At 72.1% G+C, this 14,755-nt stretch carries 15 protein-coding genes; 3 read left to right on the top strand and 12 right to left on the bottom strand.

Going from position 1 to position 14,755, the window contains the following annotated elements:
* Positions 1–15: 15 nt before the first annotated feature.
* From AC0KTA_RS07770 to AC0KTA_RS07725, 10 genes are all read right to left on the bottom strand, one after another.
* Positions 16–1,374, bottom strand: coding sequence for a sulfate adenylyltransferase subunit 1 (locus tag AC0KTA_RS07770; RefSeq protein ID WP_481054371.1), 1,359 nt, complete (start codon positions 1,372–1,374; stop codon positions 16–18).
* Positions 1,375–1,376: 2 nt separating this feature from the next.
* The gene (cysD, locus tag AC0KTA_RS07765) at positions 1,377–2,348 is read right to left on the bottom strand and encodes a sulfate adenylyltransferase subunit CysD (protein ID WP_481054370.1); all 972 of its coding nucleotides are present in this window, start codon (positions 2,346–2,348) and stop codon (positions 1,377–1,379) included.
* Entirely contained in the window at positions 2,345–2,911 is a 567-nt protein-coding gene (gene cysC / locus AC0KTA_RS07760) for an adenylyl-sulfate kinase (RefSeq protein WP_481054369.1), read from the bottom strand. The genes cysD and cysC overlap by 4 nt, the downstream gene beginning before the upstream one ends.
* On the bottom strand, positions 2,908–3,624 hold the full coding sequence (locus tag AC0KTA_RS07755) for a phosphoadenylyl-sulfate reductase (protein ID WP_481054368.1): 717 nt from the start codon (positions 3,622–3,624) through the stop codon (positions 2,908–2,910). The genes cysC and AC0KTA_RS07755 overlap by 4 nt, the downstream gene beginning before the upstream one ends.
* Entirely contained in the window at positions 3,621–3,800 is a 180-nt protein-coding gene (locus tag AC0KTA_RS07750; RefSeq protein ID WP_164319220.1) for a hypothetical protein, read from the bottom strand. The genes AC0KTA_RS07755 and AC0KTA_RS07750 overlap by 4 nt, the downstream gene beginning before the upstream one ends.
* Positions 3,797–5,503: a nitrite/sulfite reductase gene (locus AC0KTA_RS07745; protein ID WP_481054367.1), complete on the bottom strand. Its 1,707-nt coding sequence runs from the start codon at positions 5,501–5,503 to the stop codon at positions 3,797–3,799. Before AC0KTA_RS07745 ends, AC0KTA_RS07750 begins: the two co-directional genes overlap by 4 nt.
* A 148-nt stretch (positions 5,504–5,651) precedes the next feature.
* Positions 5,652–5,735 (bottom strand): putative leader peptide, encoded by an 84-nt coding sequence (locus tag AC0KTA_RS07740; protein ID WP_481056348.1) that lies wholly within the window; start codon positions 5,733–5,735, stop codon positions 5,652–5,654.
* A 165-nt stretch (positions 5,736–5,900) separates the two neighbouring features.
* Positions 5,901–6,464, bottom strand: a complete 564-nt coding sequence (locus tag AC0KTA_RS07735; RefSeq protein WP_481054366.1) for a GNAT family N-acetyltransferase — start codon at positions 6,462–6,464, stop codon at positions 5,901–5,903.
* Positions 6,465–6,529: 65 nt separating this feature from the next.
* Complete coding sequence (locus AC0KTA_RS07730) at positions 6,530–7,846, bottom strand: GAF domain-containing protein (RefSeq protein WP_481056347.1); 1,317 nt, start codon at positions 7,844–7,846, stop codon at positions 6,530–6,532.
* 342 nt (positions 7,847–8,188) lie between these two features.
* Complete coding sequence (locus tag AC0KTA_RS07725) at positions 8,189–9,823, bottom strand: acyl-CoA dehydrogenase family protein (protein ID WP_481054365.1); 1,635 nt, start codon at positions 9,821–9,823, stop codon at positions 8,189–8,191.
* Positions 9,824–9,840: 17 nt separating this feature from the next.
* Here AC0KTA_RS07725 and AC0KTA_RS07720 point away from each other — a divergent pair, with 17 nt between their 5' ends.
* Positions 9,841–10,977: a YihY/virulence factor BrkB family protein gene (locus AC0KTA_RS07720; protein WP_481054364.1), complete on the top strand. Its 1,137-nt coding sequence runs from the start codon at positions 9,841–9,843 to the stop codon at positions 10,975–10,977.
* Positions 10,978–11,318: 341 nt separating this feature from the next.
* Here AC0KTA_RS07720 and AC0KTA_RS07715 read toward each other — a convergent pair whose 3' ends face one another.
* The gene (locus tag AC0KTA_RS07715; RefSeq protein WP_481054363.1) at positions 11,319–12,218 is read right to left on the bottom strand and encodes an NmrA family NAD(P)-binding protein; all 900 of its coding nucleotides are present in this window, start codon (positions 12,216–12,218) and stop codon (positions 11,319–11,321) included.
* An 80-nt stretch (positions 12,219–12,298) separates the two neighbouring features.
* On the opposite strand from AC0KTA_RS07715, the gene AC0KTA_RS07710 reads away from it, so the two are divergent.
* Both AC0KTA_RS07710 and AC0KTA_RS07705 read left to right on the top strand, forming a co-directional pair.
* A complete protein-coding gene (locus AC0KTA_RS07710) occupies positions 12,299–13,255 on the top strand; it encodes an AraC family transcriptional regulator (RefSeq protein WP_481054362.1) in 957 nt (318 codons plus the stop codon).
* An 84-nt stretch (positions 13,256–13,339) separates the two neighbouring features.
* Positions 13,340–14,158 carry a helix-turn-helix domain-containing protein gene (locus AC0KTA_RS07705; RefSeq protein ID WP_481054361.1) on the top strand — a complete coding sequence of 273 codons (819 nt, stop codon included), beginning with the start codon at positions 13,340–13,342 and terminating at the stop codon, positions 14,156–14,158.
* Between the two features lie 22 nt (positions 14,159–14,180).
* On the opposite strand, the gene AC0KTA_RS07700 is transcribed toward AC0KTA_RS07705, so the two are convergent.
* A complete protein-coding gene (locus AC0KTA_RS07700; protein WP_481054360.1) occupies positions 14,181–14,660 on the bottom strand; it encodes a VOC family protein in 480 nt (159 codons plus the stop codon).
* Positions 14,661–14,755: the final 95 nt, after the last annotated feature.

Genomic DNA, 14,755 nt, shown 5'->3' with positions numbered 1-14,755 from the left:
CGATGGAGGTCATGGTCAGAAGTCCCAGCCCTCGTCGTCGGCCACGGCCGGCTCGGCGTCGGCGGCCTTGGCGAACGCCTCGCCCGCCATGCCCGCGGCGAGCGTCGTACCGTCCGCCGGGTCGATGAGCAGGAAGGAGCCGGTGCGGCGCGAGTCGGCGTACGCGTCAAGGGCGAGCGGCTCCGCGGTGCGCACCAGGACCCGGCCGATGTCGTTGGCGACGAGCTGCCCCGGGTTCGGGTGCTGGGACAGGTCGTCCAGAGTGAGCCGGGACGGGATCTGCTTCACGATCGCCTTGACCGTGCGAGTGGTGTGCTTGAGCAGCACCCGCTGGCCCACGGTCAGCGGCTGGTCGGCGACGTGGCAGACGGTGGCCGCGATGTCCTGGGACGTCGGCGGCGTATCACTGCTCGGGACGAGCAGATCACCACGTGAGACGTCGAGGTCGTCCTCAAGGAGGACCGTCACGGACTGCGGGGTCCAGGCCACGTCGACCGGCTTCCCCAGCAGATCGATGCCCGCGATCTTCGAGGTGCGGCCCGACGGCAGTACGGTGACCGACTCGCCGACGCGGAAGGTGCCCGCGGCGATCTGGCCCGCGTACCCCCGGTAGTCCGGGTGCTCGGCGGTCTGCGGACGGATCACGTACTGCACGGGCAGCCGCGCGTGGCAGCTCGTCAGGTCGTGGCTGACGGGCACGGTCTCCAGGTGCTCCAGGACCGTCGGGCCGCCGTACCAGTCCATGTTCGAGGACGGCTCCACCACGTTGTCCCCGGCGAGCGCCGAGATCGGGATCGCCGTGATCTCCGGCACGCCCAACTCGCCCGCGTACGCGGTGAATTCCTCCGCGATCTTCGCGAAGACCGCCTCCGCGTACCCGACGAGGTCCATCTTGTTCACGGCGAGCACCACGTGTGGCACGCGGAGGAGCGCGGCCACCGCGGCGTGTCGGCGGGTCTGCTCGATCACGCCGTTGCGGGCGTCGACCAGGACCACGGCCAGGTCGGCCGTGGAGGCGCCGGTGACCATGTTCCGCGTGTACTGCACATGGCCGGGGGTGTCCGCGAGGATGAAGCGGCGCCGGGGCGTGGCGAAGTAGCGGTACGCCACGTCGATGGTGATGCCCTGCTCCCGCTCGGCCCGCAGGCCGTCGGTGAGCAGCGCCAGGTCGGGGCCCTCGGCGCCGCGGCTGCGCGAGGCGTGCTCGACGGCCTCCAGCTGGTCGGCGAGGACCGACTTGGAGTCGTGCAGGAGCCGGCCGACGAGCGTGGACTTGCCGTCGTCGACGGAGCCCGCGGTGGCGAACCGCAGCAGCGTGGTCGCGGACAGGCCGGCCAACTGCCCGGCCGCGGTGGTGTCGGTGGTGCTGGTCATGGCTAGAAGTACCCCTCGCGCTTGCGGTCTTCCATCGCGGCCTCGGAGAGCTTGTCGTCGGCGCGGGTGGCGCCGCGCTCGGTGAGCCGGGACGCGGCGATCTCCGCGATGACGGCCTCCAGGCTGGTGGCGTCGGAGTCGACGGCGCCGGTGCAGGACATGTCGCCGACGGTGCGGTAGCGCACCTGGCGCCGCTCCACGTCCTCGCCGTCCTTGGGTCCGCCCCAGTCGCCCGCGGTCAGCCACATCCCGGAACGCTTGAAGACGTCCCGCTCGTGCGCGAAGTAGATCTCCGGCAGCGCGATGCCCTCACGGGCGATGTACTGCCATACGTCCAGCTCGGTCCAGTTGGACAGCGGGAAGACGCGGACGTGCTCGCCGGGGGCGTGCCGGCCGTTGTAGAGCTGCCACAGCTCGGGCCGCTGGCGGCGCGGGTCCCACTGCGAGAACTCGTCGCGCAGCGAGAACACCCGCTCCTTGGCGCGCGCCTTCTCCTCGTCGCGCCGCCCGCCGCCGAAGACCGCGTCGAACCGCTCGCTCTGGATCTTCTCGGTGAGCGGCACGGTCTGGAGCGGGTTGCGGGTGCCGTCGGGGCGCTCGCGCAGCACGCCGCGGTCGATGTAGTCCTGCACGGAGGCGACGTGCAGCCGCAGCCCGTGCTCGGCGACGACCCGGTCGCGGTAGTCGATGACCTCGGGGAAGTTGTGCCCGGTGTCGACGTGCAGCAGCGAGAAGGGAACCGCGGCGGGCGTGAACGCCTTCAGCGCCAGGTGCAGCATGACGATCGAGTCCTTGCCGCCGGAGAACAGGATCACCGGCCGCTCGAACTCGCCCGCCACCTCGCGGAAGATGTGCACGGCCTCGGACTCCAGGGCGTCCAGGTGCGACAGCGCGTACGGGCTGTCACCCGCGGAACTGCCCTGCCGGTCACCGGAGTTGTCGGCGGCCTCATGAACAGTGGCGGCGGTCGTCATGCCAGACCCCTTTCGTTGAGCAGCGCGTACACCGCTGCCGCTGACTCCTGCACGGTCTGGTCCTGGGACTCGATGCGCAGATCGGGCGACTCGGGCTCCTCGTACGGGTCGTCGACACCGGTGAGCCCGGAGATCTCGCCCGCGGCCTGCTTGGCGTACAGACCCTTCACGTCGCGTACGGAGCAGACCTCCACGGGCGTGGCGACATGCACCTCCAAGTACGCGGTCCCGCCCGTCTGGTGGCGCTTGCGCACCGCCTCACGGCTGTCCGTGAACGGCGCGATCACCGGCACCAGCGCGAGGACGCCGTTGCGGGCGAGGAGCTCGGCGACGAAGCCGATCCTCTGCACGTTGGTGTGCCGGTGCTCGCGGCTGAAGCCGAGGCCCGCCGAGAGGAACTCGCGGATCTCGTCGCCGTCGAGGACCTCGACGCGGCGGCCCTCGCCGCGCAGCGTCGTCGCCAGCTCGTGCGCGATGGTGGTCTTGCCCGCGCTGGGCAGGCCCGTGAGCCAGACGGTGGCTCCGGTCACGTGGGTCTCCTGAATGATCTGAGGGGCCGTCATCCGTGCAGCCCGCATTCGGTCTTGGCGCGTCCCGCCCACCGTCCCGCCCGGGCGTCCTCGCCCTCCAGCAGGCGGCGCGTGCAGGGCGCGCAGCCCACGGAGCCGTAGCCGTCCATGAGCAGCGGATTGGTGAGGACGCCGTGCTCGGTGACGTACGCGTCCACATCGTCCTGCGTCCAGCGGGCGATCGGCGAGACCTTGACCTTCTGCCGCTTCTCGTCCCAGCCGACGACCGGCGTGTTCGCGCGGGTGGGGGACTCGTCGCGGCGCAGCCCGGTCGCCCACGCGGCATAGCCCGCCAGGCCCTCTTCGAGGGGCTTGACCTTGCGCATCGCGCAGCACAGGTCCGGGTCGCGGTCGTGCAGCCTCGGGCCGTACGCGGCGTCCTGCTCGGCCACGGTCAGCCGGGGCGTGAGCGTGATGACGTTGACGTCCATGACGGCCTCGACGGCGTCACGGGTGCCGATGGTCTCCGGGAAGTGGTACCCGGTGTCGAGGAACACCACGTCCACGCTGGGCCGGGCACGCGAGGCGAGGTGGGCGACCACCGCGTCCTCCATCGACGAGGTCACGCAGAACCGCGCGCCGAAGGTGTCCGCGGCCCAGCGGAGGATGTCGAGCGCGGAGGCGTCCTCCAGGTCGCGCCCGGCCTGCTCGGCCAGCGCCCGCAGCTCGGCCGCGGTCGCTGTGTCGGGCTCCTGAGCTGTCGTCATATCCGTTCCCCTCCAGGGTCGTTGCGCTGAAGTCCGCGGGTGAGAAGCCCGAGGAACTTCAACTGGAAGGCTCGGTTGCACGCCGCGCATTCCCACGCGCCGTGTCCCTGCTCGCTCGGGCGCAGGTCCTCGTCGCCGCAGTAGGGGCAGTAGAAGGGTGCCGCGCGCTCACTCATGAGAGGGCCTCCTCGGAAGCGCGCGCCGCCCAGGTCGCGAACCGCTCGCCGTCCTCGCGCTCCGCCTGGAACCGCTTGAGCACCCGCTCCACGTAGTCCGGCAGCTCGGCGGAGGTGACCTTCAGGCCGCGGACCTTGCGGCCGAACCCGGCCTCCAGGCCGAGCGCGCCGCCCAGGTGCACCTGGAAGCCCTCGACCTGGTTGCCGTCGTCGTCGAGGACGAGCTGGCCCTTCAGGCCGATGTCGGCGACCTGGATGCGGGCGCAGGCGTTCGGGCAGCCGTTGATGTTGATGGTGATGGGCTCGTCGAAGTCCGGGATGCGGCGCTCCAGTTCGTCGATGAGGGAGGCGCCGCGCGCCTTCGTCTCGACGATCGCGAGCTTGCAGAACTCGATGCCGGTGCAGGCCATCGTGCCGCGCCGGAAGGTGGACGGGCGGACCGTCAGGTCCAGCGACTCCAGGCCCGCCACCAGGGAGTCCACCTGGTCCTCCGCGACGTCGAGCACGATCATCTTCTGCTCGACGGTGGTGCGCAGGCGGCCCGAGCCGTGGGCCGCGGCCAGGTCGGCGATCTTCGTGAGGACGGTGCCGTCGACGCGGCCCACGCGCGGCGCGAAGCCGACGTAGAACCTGCCGTCCTGCTGCCGGTGCACGCCGACGTGGTCGCGCCAGCGCTGGACCGGCTGGTCGGGGGCGGGCCCGTCGGCCAGCGTGCGGAGCAGGTACTCGTCCTCCAGGACCCGGCGGAACTTCTCCACGCCCCAGTCGGCGACGAGGAACTTCAGCCGGGCGCGGGTGCGCAGGCGGCGGTAGCCGTAGTCGCGGAAGATCGAGATGACGCCCTCGTAGACGTCCGGTACGTCCTCCAGGGGCACCCACGCGCCGAGCCGCTGGCCGATCTTGGGGTTGGTGGACAGGCCGCCGCCGACCCACAGGTCGAAGCCGGGCCCGAGCTCGGGGTGGACGACGCCGACGAACGCGATGTCGTTGATCTCGTGCGCCACGTCCAGGAGCGGCGAGCCGGAGATCGCGGACTTGAACTTGCGGGGCAGGTTCGAGAACGCCGGGTTGCCGACGATGCGGCGGTGGATCTCGTCGACGGCGGGCGTGCCGTCGATGATCTCGTCCTCGGCGATCCCGGCGACGGGCGAGCCGAGGATGACGCGCGGGGTGTCGCCGCATGCCTCCGTGGTGGACAGGCCCACGCCCTCCAGGCGGCGCCAGATCTCCGGCATGTCCTCGATGCGGATCCAGTGGTACTGGATGTTCTGCCGGTCGGTGATGTCGGCGGTGCCGCGCGCGAACTCCTGCGAGATCTCGCCTATGACGCGGAGCTGGTCGGTGGTGAGGCGGCCGCCGTCGACGCGGACGCGCAGCATGAAGTACTCGTCGTCCAGCTCCTCCGGCTCCAGGATCGCGGTCTTGCCGCCGTCGATCCCGGGCTTGCGCTGGGTGTAGAGCCCCCACCAGCGCATCCGCCCCCGAAGATCATTGGGGTCGATGGAGTCGAAGCCGCGCTTGGAGTAGATCGTCTCAATACGTGTCCGCACATTGAGACCGTCGTCGTCCTTCTTGAACTGCTCGTTGCCGTTGAGCGGGGTGAAGTGGCCGGCGGCCCACTGGCCCTCGCCGCGGTGGCGGCTCGCCTTGCGCCGGGGCGCGCGGGGGGCGGCGGTCGCGGAGTCTTCGGGAGTGGCAGCCATGGGGGTACGTCCTTCAACAGCGGGCTGAGAGCGGCTCTGACCTGCACACTTCGCGCAAAAGGCGCGGCGGTGCGCGAGGCTGGGTCAGGTGGTGCCGGATCTGGAGAGCTCGGGAAAAGTGCGGCGGGTGCTGGGTCTGCTGGGTCTCTCAGCTCGCCGGACACATGGCGCTGGACATGCGGCAGAAGTCGACGTGACGTCGACTCACCAAGGCGATTCCGGCGCGGGACATGACGGAAGCGTGGCACGCGCCTTTCGGCGCAGTCCACCTCTGTCCGTATCCTGGACGTACCCGTCCCGCATCCTGGTCATGCCGTCCCGGCCGGGCCCTTATGGGGGCTTCGCCCCCTCTCCCCCTCATCGGGCCTCCGGCCCTCGTCCTCAAACGCCGGACGGGCTACTTCCCGCCCGGCCAGGGGCCAGGGGTGTGCTGGTCCGGCTCCTGGGAGACCTTTGTGTCGAAGAGTTTGAAGCCGCGCCGCAGGTAGTTGTCCATGGCGTGTTCCCCGTCGAGGCTGCAGGTGTGGAGCCACACCCGCTTCGTCGCCTCCCGCTCCGGCCAGCGGTCGGCCAGGTCCCACGCGCGGGCCGTCCCGTAAGAGAGGAGATGGCCGCCGATGCGGCGGCCCCGGAACGCCGGGATGAGGCCGAAGTAGACGATCTCGACGACCCCGTCGTCCTGCGGGTCCAGCTCCACGTACCCCGCGGGCGTGCCGCGGTCGTACGCGACCCAGGTCTCCACGCCCGGCCGGGACAGATGCTCCTGCCACTGCTCGTAACTGAGCGAGAGCCGGTCCAGCCAGCTGATGTCGCCGCCGACGGCGGAGTAGAGGAACCGGCTGAACTCGGGCGAGGGCACCTCGGCCCGCACGATCCGCACATCGCCCTCCGGCGCGGCGGCCGGCACCAGATCGGCCGGCGAGGTCTGTTCCAGGGACCAGGTGGTGACAGTGATGCTCATGGGTGGACCGTACCGGCCGCCACATGACTCGTGTCAGTCGGTCCAGGGCCCCCGGCCAGAGGCGATCAAGGCTCTGCCGCCGCCCGCGCCCGCAGCACCGCGGGCGCGAAGGAGTGCGGAAGCAGCCGGGACCGGTCGTCCGGCAGGACGAGCTCGACGTCGGCGTCCTCCTGGAAGCGGTACGGCCGGTGCGCGAGCAGGCCGCCCAGATAGCGCCGGACGCGGGACAGCTCCGCGCGGACCGTCACCGTACGCGCCGGATCGCCGAACAGATCGGCGGCAAGGCCCGAGGCGGTGCGGCCCGCCCGGTGCACGGCGAGCAGATACAGCAACTCGGCGTGCCGCGGGGAGAGTTCATGCGTCCAGCAGCCCGCGCTGCCGGTGACGGTGACCGTCCAGCGGTGGGCACCGGCGACGTCCACCACGACCCGCGTCGCGACGCCGGTCACCGCCTCGTCCGGCCCGGCCGCCCCGGCCCCGCCGCCGTCGAGCCGCAGCAGCCAGCCCCCGGGCAGCGGCGCCACCGCGCACATGCCGAGCGCCGGCACCCAGGCGCGCCCGTCGGCCAGGGACTTGGGCAGCGTGAGCCGGTCCACCGGCGGCATGCCGGTGACCGCGGCCGTCCAGCCGTGGCTGTCCACCGCGACCGCGCGCCCGCCGAGCCGGGCGAGGACCGGCGCGGCCACCGACCGCAGCCGGTCCAGCGCCGTCACATGCTCCTCGCGCAGCCGCGCCTCGGCGAGCTTGGCGACCGAGCCGACGAGGGCGAGCGTCGCCGGATGCATGGTGTCGAGCGGCCCGCTGATGTCCACGACGCCGAGGAGCCGCCCGTCCCTCGGGTCGGTGATCGGCGCGCCCGTGCACGTCCAGCGGTGGTGGGTGCGCACGAAGTGCTCGGCGGAGAAGACCTGCACGGGGCGCCGGGCCACCAGCGGCGTGCCGATACCGTTCGTGCCGACGATGCTCTCGCGCCAGTCGGCACCGATCTCGAAGCCGTGCCCGTCGGCCATCTTCAGGACCGACTTGTTGCCCTCGCGCCACAGCAGCCGCCCCTCGGCGTCCGCGACGACCATGATGTGCTGCGCGACGTCCGCGACCGAAAGAAGTCCTTCCCGCAGCACGGGAAGGATGTGCCGGAGCGGTGACGCCTGGCGCCGCCGTTCGATCTCGTCCGTGCTCAGCACGCCCGAGCGGAAGTCGTGTTCGGGATCGACGCCGCTCGCCAGCATCCGGTCCCAGGACGCGCCGATCACCGGCCTGGGCCCGACGCGGGGGCGCTGTCCGGCGATCCGGGCGTCCCGCACCTCCCGCAGCAGCCGCGCGGCCTGCGCGGCGTTCACGGCCGTGAGCCGTTCGAGGTCGAACGTCGCGTGCGTGTTCATCACCGGTTCCTCCCGCTCCCCGAGCCCGCCGACAGAGGGGGACACGTCATCCATCGTGCCCTTCCGGGCGCGCGGAAGGACATGGTTCACCCAGGTCGTGCAAGACCGGACCACGAGCGGCGTCCAGAGTTGCAACCCTCTGCAACTCTGGCGAACAGTCGTGCGGTGTTTGAAACTTGGCCGTGCGCCGCCCCGAGCGGCGTCCGTCCCGACGGGGCCTGAAGACCGGGGGTGGTGCCGTGTCGGCGCAGCACCACCCCCGTGACAGCGCCGTCGGGCGTGAACCTCCCCGCAGGACTGTGCGCGCCCGGCCGGACCACAACCGGCCGGGCGCGTTCACGTTCAGAGCCGTACGGCCGCCCGCTCCACCACGGCCCCCAGGTCCAGGCTGTGCGGCAGCGTGCCGAACGCCCCGCCCCAGTCCCCGCCGAGCCGCGAGGCGCAGAACGCGTCGGCCACCTCCGGCGGCGCGTACCGCACGAGCAGGGAGCCCTGGAGCACCAGCGCCATCCGCTCCACGAGCCGCCGCGCCCGTGCCTCGATGCCGTCCAGATCGGCGAGTTCGGCCAGCAGGTCCTTGATCGCGCCGTCCAGCCGGTGATCGGCGCCGCGGGCCGAACCCACCTCCTCCAGGAAGGCGTTCAGCGCGTGCGGCTCCCGCTGCAACGCCCGGAGCACGTCGAGCGCCTGGACGTTGCCCGAGCCCTCCCAGATCGAGTTCAGCGGCGCCTCGCGCAGCAGCCGCGGCATCCCGGACTCCTCCACGTACCCGTTGCCGCCGAGGCACTCCAGCGCCTCGCCCGCGAGCGGCGTGCACCGCTTGGTCACCCAGTACTTCGCGGCCGGCACCGCGAGCCGCAGGAACGCCTGCTCCCGCTCGCCCCCGTCGTCGTACGCCGCCGCGAGCCGCAGCGCGAGCGTCGTCGCCGCCTCCGACTCAAGCGCCAGATCGGCCAGTACGTTGCGCATCAGCGGCTTGTCGACGAGCTTGCCGCCGAACGCCTCGCGGTACGTGGCGTGGTGCACGGCCTGCGCGACCGCCTGCCGCATCAGCGCCGCGGAGCCGATGACGCAGTCGAGCCGGGTCGCCGCCACCATCTCGATGATGGTGCGCACCCCGCGCCCCTCGTCCCCGACCCGGCGCGCCCACGTACCGTCGAATTCGACTTCACTGGAGGCATTCGACTTGTTGCCCAGCTTGTCCTTCAGCCGCTGAATCGCGAAGACATTCCGCGAGCCGTCCTCCAGAACGCGTGGCACCAGAAAACAGGTCAGTCCGGCCTCGGCCTGCGCGAGCACCAGAAAACCGTCGGACATCGGCGCGGAACAGAACCACTTGTGCCCGACGAGTTCATACGTCCCGTCCTCGGCGAGCGCCCGCGCCCGCGTCGTATTCGCGCGGACGTCGCTGCCGCCCTGCTTCTCCGTCATGCCCATTCCGAAGAGCACGCCCGCTTTTTCGGCGGCCGGCCGCAATCCCTGGTCGTAGATCGTGGAGGTGAGCCGCGGCTCCCACTCGGCGGCCAGCGCCGGGTCGGCGCGCAGCGCGGGCACCGCCGCGTGCGTCATCGACACCGGGCAGCCGTGCCCGCCCTCGGTCTGCGTCCACACCAGGAAGCCCGCCGCGCGCCGCACATGGCCGCCCGGCCGGTTCCAGGCCGCGGTCAGGCCCGCGCCGACGGCCTTGCCGAGCAGCCGGTGCCAGGACGGATGGAAGGTGACCTCGTCGATGCGGTTCCCATAGCGGTCATGTGTGCGCAGAACGGGTGGATTCTCGTTGGCGAGCACCCCCCACTCCTGCGCCTGGACGGAGCCCGCGGTGCGGCCGAGGCCGGAGAGTTCGGCGCGGGCGTCGTCCAGGAGCGCCGGGTCGAGATGGCGTTCGACGGCCTCCACGAGGGCGCGGTCGCACGCGAAGACGTCATATCCCACCAGGGGCGGAGCCTGGTTGGTCACTGTGTGGGTGGTGGCTGCCATGCCGCTACGGTAAGGAGGTGCACCAGGCAAAAGAAACACCCGGGCGGCCACACGGCCGCTGGAAACGGGCCCGCGCTCTTTACCGCAACGTCTCCAAGCGCAGGACTGCCTGGCTGCTGCTGAAGGACACCGTCAACTCCTGCATCGAGTACCGCGTCCTCGGACTCGCGGCGGAAGCGGCGTTCTTCACGCTGCTGTCCGTGCCGCCCCTGCTGCTCAGCCTCATCGGTCTGCTCGCGTACGTCGACCGGTGGACCGGCGCCGACACCATCACCAGCGTCGAGAACAACATCCTGGAGGCGTCCCGCACGATCCTGTCCGACAAGGGCGTCCGCGAGATCGCGCAGCCGATCCTGGAAGACGTCATGAAGGTCGGGCGGCCGGACGTCATCTCTATAGGGTTCCTTTTCGCCCTCTGGTCCGGCTCGCGCGCCGTGAACGTCTTCATCGACACGATCACCGTCATGTACGGCCTCGACGGCGCCCGCGGCATCGTCAAGACGCGGCTGCTCGCCTTCGGCCTCTTCCTCGTCGCCCTCGTCATCGGCTCCGTCGCGCTGCCGCTGATGGTGGCGGGGCCCGACGCGGTGGTGAAGCTCGTGCCCGGCTCGGCGACGGTGGTCCAGATCCTGTACTGGCCCGTCGTCACCATCCTGTCCGTGGTCTTCCTGACCACGCTGTACCACGTGTCAGTGCCCGTGCGGTCGCCCTGGGTGGAGGACATGCCCGGCGCGCTCATCGCCCTCGGCATGTGGGTGCTCGGCAGCTTCCTGCTGCGCATCTATCTCACCAGCACCGTCGAAGGGCCCACGATCTACGGCTCCTTGGCCGCGCCCGTCGCCGTGCTCCTGTGGATCGGCATCTCCGCCTTCGCGGTGCTGGTCGGGGCCGCCGTGAACGCCGCCATAGACCGGGTGTGGCCGTCCGTCGCCACGGCTTCCGCGCGTGAGGCCAATGAGCGGGTGCGGGAGGCCAAGGCCGCCGAGATCGTCGCCCGCGCCGCTGCCGCGCGCGCCGCGGAGGATCCCGACGACCCCGACATGCCCGCCGAGTTCCCCGAACGCTGGTCCCGCTTCCTGCCCCCCGACGACGTGTCGTCCCGCCTGCGGGCCCACCACCATTCGAGGCGAAACGGGGAGGACGACGGGGGGTAGGCCCTCGCGGGGGCGCCCCAGTCCCGCCCCTTCCCGAACCGGGGGCTCCGCCCCCGGACCCCCGATCGGCCTGAACGGCCTCGTCCTCAAACGCCGGACGGGCTGGGTGTGGGTGGGTGTCCTGGGCGGGTGGGACGGACCCCCGCCGGTCGGCCTGCGGCCTTGTCCTCAAGCGCCGGACGGGCTATTTCCCGCCCGCCCGCCCCCGAGCCCCGGGCGGGCTGATGGTTCCCCGGGTGTGCCGACTACGTGCCGTAGGACTGGATGGGGCGGGTGGGTGGGGGAGATAGCCTCTCCGGCGTTTGAGGAGCGGGGGTCCAGGGGGCGGAGCCCCCTGGGGGTCACCCCTTCCAGGTGCCGGAGGCCACCGCTTCGCGGACGAAGTCCGTGAATTCCCGCGGCTCGCGGCCGAGTATGTCCCGTACACCGGTGGAAATGTGCGCGTTGCGGCCGTCCAGGTTCGTCTCGAACAGCTCGATGAGGAATTCCACCTCGGCGTCGGGCACCCCGAATTCCACCAGCGCCGCCCCGTACTCCCGCGCCGCCACGGGAACGTACCCGAATTCCCGCCCGCCCACGGCGGAAATCTCGCCCACCGCATCCCGGAAGGACAGCAGCCGCCCCCCGCTCACCTCAAGGGTCCGCCCGGCGTACCGGTCCCCGCCGGCCAGCACCGCAAGGACCACATCCGCGATGTCCCGCACGTCGACGAAGGGCTCGAGGACCTCCCCGCCGGGGAAGACGAGCTCGCCGCTCTCCCGCATCGTGTCCGCCAGCGGCCCTTCGCTGAAGTTCTGCGCGAACCAGCTGCCCCGCACCACCGTCCACCTGGCGGCCCCGGACTCCGCGAGCGCCGCCTCCGTCGGGTGCGCCTGCTCCTCGCCCCGCGCCGACAGGAGCACGAGATGGCGCACCCCCAGCTCGACGGCCTGCCGGGCGAACGCCCCCACCGCATCCGCGGCTCCGGGCGCGCCGACGTCCGGCTGGTAGGCAAGGAACGCGGCGTCGGCGCCCCGCAGGGCGTCCGCCCACGTCGACGGGTCGTACCAGTCGAACGTCACCGCGCCGGAGCGCGACGCGGCCCGCACCTCGTGACCGGCCGCGCGGGCCGCCTCGGCGACCCGGCTTCCGACCCGCCCGGTCGCTCCGGTGACCAACACCGTCAGGGCCGCCGCCGAAGTGTCCTGAGCGGCCTGCGCGTTCGGTGCGCTCTGTGTCTTGTTCTGCGTGTTCTTCTTCATGCCTGTAGTCAACTGCCGCCCTCGCACGGGAGCCATCCGCGAAGGGCTCACGCCCATACGCGTGCGTCTACGCTGCCCCCATGGACGTACTCGCCGGTCTCCTGGAAGGCCCCCGCGCCCGCGGAGCCTTCATGATCCGCGCCTGCTTCGAGCCGCCCTGGGCGGTCCGCATCGCCGACGAGGCCCCCGTCTCGGTCATGATCGTCGTGCACGGCGAGGCCTGGATCGTCCCGGAGAGCCCGGGCGGCACCCGCCGCGACGGCCACCCGCCCCGCCTGATCCGCCCCGGCGACCTGGCCATCGCCCGCGGCCCCGACCACTACCTGGTCGCGGGCGACCCGGCCACCGAGCCCTTCGCGGAGATCGGCCCCGGCCAGCGGTGCGCACCGCTGAACGGCGCCCCCGAGGGCCACTACGCGGACCTCGGCCTGCGTGCGTGGGGCCAGCGGGACGGCTCGGTGGAGCTGCTCATCGGGACGTACCAGATGCGCGGCGAGATCACAGGCCGCCTCCTCGACGCCCTGCCGCCGCTGCTCGTGCTGCCCACCGAGGTGTGGGACTGCCCGCTGACGCCGTTCCTCGCGGAGGAGATCACCAAGGACGAGCCCGGCCAGGAGGTCGTCCTCGACCGCCTCCTCGACCTGCTGCTCATCGCCGCCCTGCGGGCCTGGTTCTCCCGCCCGGAGGCGGCGGCCCCGGCCTGGTACCGGGCCATGGGCGACCCCGTCGTCGGCCCCGTCCTGCGGCTGCTCCAGGACGACCCGGCGCACCCCTGGACCGTCGCCTCGCTCGCCGCGAAGGCGGGCGTCTCCCGCGCGGCCCTGGCCCGGCGCTTCAGCGACCTCGTGGGCGAGCCCCCGATGACGTACCTCACCGGCTGGCGCCTCGCCCTGGCCGCCGACCTGCTGCGCGACAGCGACCTGACGATCGCCTCCATCGCCCGCAAGGTCGGCTACGGCAGCGCGTTCGCGCTGTCCGGCGCCTTCAAGCGGGTGTACGGGGTCAGCCCGCAGGAGCACCGCACGGGCGCGTCGTAGCCTGGCGGTATGACGGCCGTCGGGAGAGGACGCAGGCGCACGGCGCCGCCCGCTTCGTACGCCGATACATCCGATTACACTGACATGTCCGAGTACGTCGACACATCCACGTACGTCGACACATCCACGTACGTCGACACATCCACGTACGCCGACCCGCCCGGCACCGCGTACGCCGAGCGGCACTCCACCGCGCTGCCCGGCGCCGTCGTATGGACGAAGTGGACGACGCCCGCGTCGCCCACCCCCGCGCCGGGCGCCCCCGCGGCCTCCCCCGTGCTGCCCGACGGCTGCATGGACCTGCTGTGGACCGAGGGCCGACTGTTCGTCGCGGGCCCGGACACGCACGCGTACCGGCCCGGAACCGACGAGACCCACGAACCATGCCGCTTCGTCGGCATCCGCTTCGCCCCCGGCACGGCCCCCGCACTCCTCGGCGCCCCCGCCCACGAACTGCGCGACCAGCGCGTGGAGTTGACGGACCTGTGGCGCGCCGCCGAGGTGCGCCGCCTCACCGCACGCGTGGACGCGGCCGACGACCCCATGGCCGCCCTGGAGCACATCGCCGGCGAGCGCGCCGCGGACCGGCCGCCGCCCGACCCGCTCCTGACCGAGGTCGTGCGGTCCCTGAACGCGGGACGCGGCGTCGCGGAGACCGCCGACGCCGCGGGCATCGGCGCGCGGCAACTGCACCGCCGCGCCCTGCCCGCGTTCGGCTACGGCCCCAAGACCCTCGCGCGCGTGCTGCGGCTCCAGCGGGCGCTCGCGCTGGCCCGCGCCGGGCTGCCGTACGCGGACACGGCAGCCGCGGCGGGCTACGCCGACCAGGCCCATCTGGCCCGCGACGTCAAGGAACTGACGGGCATGCGGCTGAGTGAACTGCTCGACGGACCGGCGGTCTGACGGGGGCCTCGCGGCGTACCGGTCAGCCGGGCAGCGGCGCGAAGAGGTCGGCGCCGTTGCCGTCGGGGTCGAGCACGGTCGCGTACCGCTGCCCCCACACCGCGTCGAACGGCTTCAGCTCCGAGCGGTAACCGGCCGCCACCAGCTCCTCGTACACCGCGTCCACGCCCGCGGGCGTCCCGCAGTGGAAGGCGAGCCCGATCCGCCCGGCGCCGGGCACGGCCTGCCAGTCGGGGTGGAAGGAGCGGACGGTCTCCTCGGTGTCGAAGGCGACGCGCAGGCCGCCCGGCAGGGTGGCCTCGACGTGCGGCTGTTCCTCGGCGTCGGCGGGGAAGTCGAGCCCGAGCCTGCGGTAGAAGGCGAGCGACGCCCTCAGGTCGGACGTGACGATGCCCACCAGATCGAGACGGGGCGTGACGCGCGGCGTGGTGCCGGTGCTCTTGCCCGTGTTCTCGTCGGTCTCGTCGGTCTTGTCGGTGGTGTTGATGTCGTTGCTGTTCATGCCTGTGAGCGTAGGCAGCGGCGCGGCGCGGGGTCTTGAAGGAATCGGACGTGCGGCGGGGGACACGCGGCCGCGCGCGGGTGCCCGGCCGGGGC

It is taken from the genome of Streptomyces sp. Y309, assembly GCF_056712025.1.
The sequence above is the reverse complement of the archived record's forward strand: the minus strand, read 5'-3'. Positions and strand labels throughout refer to the sequence as shown.

What these genes read in the sequence shown, in the direction of transcription:
- AC0KTA_RS07770 (WP_481054371.1), bottom strand. Translation starts at nt 1,374, where the DNA reads ATGACCAGCACCACCGACACCACCGCGGCCGGGCAGTTGGCCGGCCTG.
- cysD (WP_481054370.1), bottom strand. Translation starts at nt 2,348, where the DNA reads ATGACGACCGCCGCCACTGTTCATGAGGCCGCCGACAACTCCGGTGAC.
- cysC (WP_481054369.1), bottom strand. Translation starts at nt 2,911, where the DNA reads ATGACGGCCCCTCAGATCATTCAGGAGACCCACGTGACCGGAGCCACC.
- AC0KTA_RS07755 (WP_481054368.1), bottom strand. Translation starts at nt 3,624, where the DNA reads ATGACGACAGCTCAGGAGCCCGACACAGCGACCGCGGCCGAGCTGCGG.
- AC0KTA_RS07750 (WP_164319220.1), bottom strand. Translation starts at nt 3,800, where the DNA reads ATGAGTGAGCGCGCGGCACCCTTCTACTGCCCCTACTGCGGCGACGAG.
- AC0KTA_RS07745 (WP_481054367.1), bottom strand. Translation starts at nt 5,503, where the DNA reads ATGGCTGCCACTCCCGAAGACTCCGCGACCGCCGCCCCCCGCGCGCCC.
- AC0KTA_RS07740 (WP_481056348.1), bottom strand. Translation starts at nt 5,735, where the DNA reads ATGTCCCGCGCCGGAATCGCCTTGGTGAGTCGACGTCACGTCGACTTC.
- AC0KTA_RS07735 (WP_481054366.1), bottom strand. Translation starts at nt 6,464, where the DNA reads ATGAGCATCACTGTCACCACCTGGTCCCTGGAACAGACCTCGCCGGCC.
- AC0KTA_RS07730 (WP_481056347.1), bottom strand. Translation starts at nt 7,846, where the DNA reads ATGAACACGCACGCGACGTTCGACCTCGAACGGCTCACGGCCGTGAAC.
- AC0KTA_RS07725 (WP_481054365.1), bottom strand. Translation starts at nt 9,823, where the DNA reads ATGGCAGCCACCACCCACACAGTGACCAACCAGGCTCCGCCCCTGGTG.
- AC0KTA_RS07715 (WP_481054363.1), bottom strand. Translation starts at nt 12,218, where the DNA reads ATGAAGAAGAACACGCAGAACAAGACACAGAGCGCACCGAACGCGCAG.
- AC0KTA_RS07710 (WP_481054362.1), top strand. Translation starts at nt 12,299, where the DNA reads ATGGACGTACTCGCCGGTCTCCTGGAAGGCCCCCGCGCCCGCGGAGCC.
- AC0KTA_RS07705 (WP_481054361.1), top strand. Translation starts at nt 13,340, where the DNA reads ATGTCCGAGTACGTCGACACATCCACGTACGTCGACACATCCACGTAC.
- AC0KTA_RS07700 (WP_481054360.1), bottom strand. Translation starts at nt 14,660, where the DNA reads ATGAACAGCAACGACATCAACACCACCGACAAGACCGACGAGACCGAC.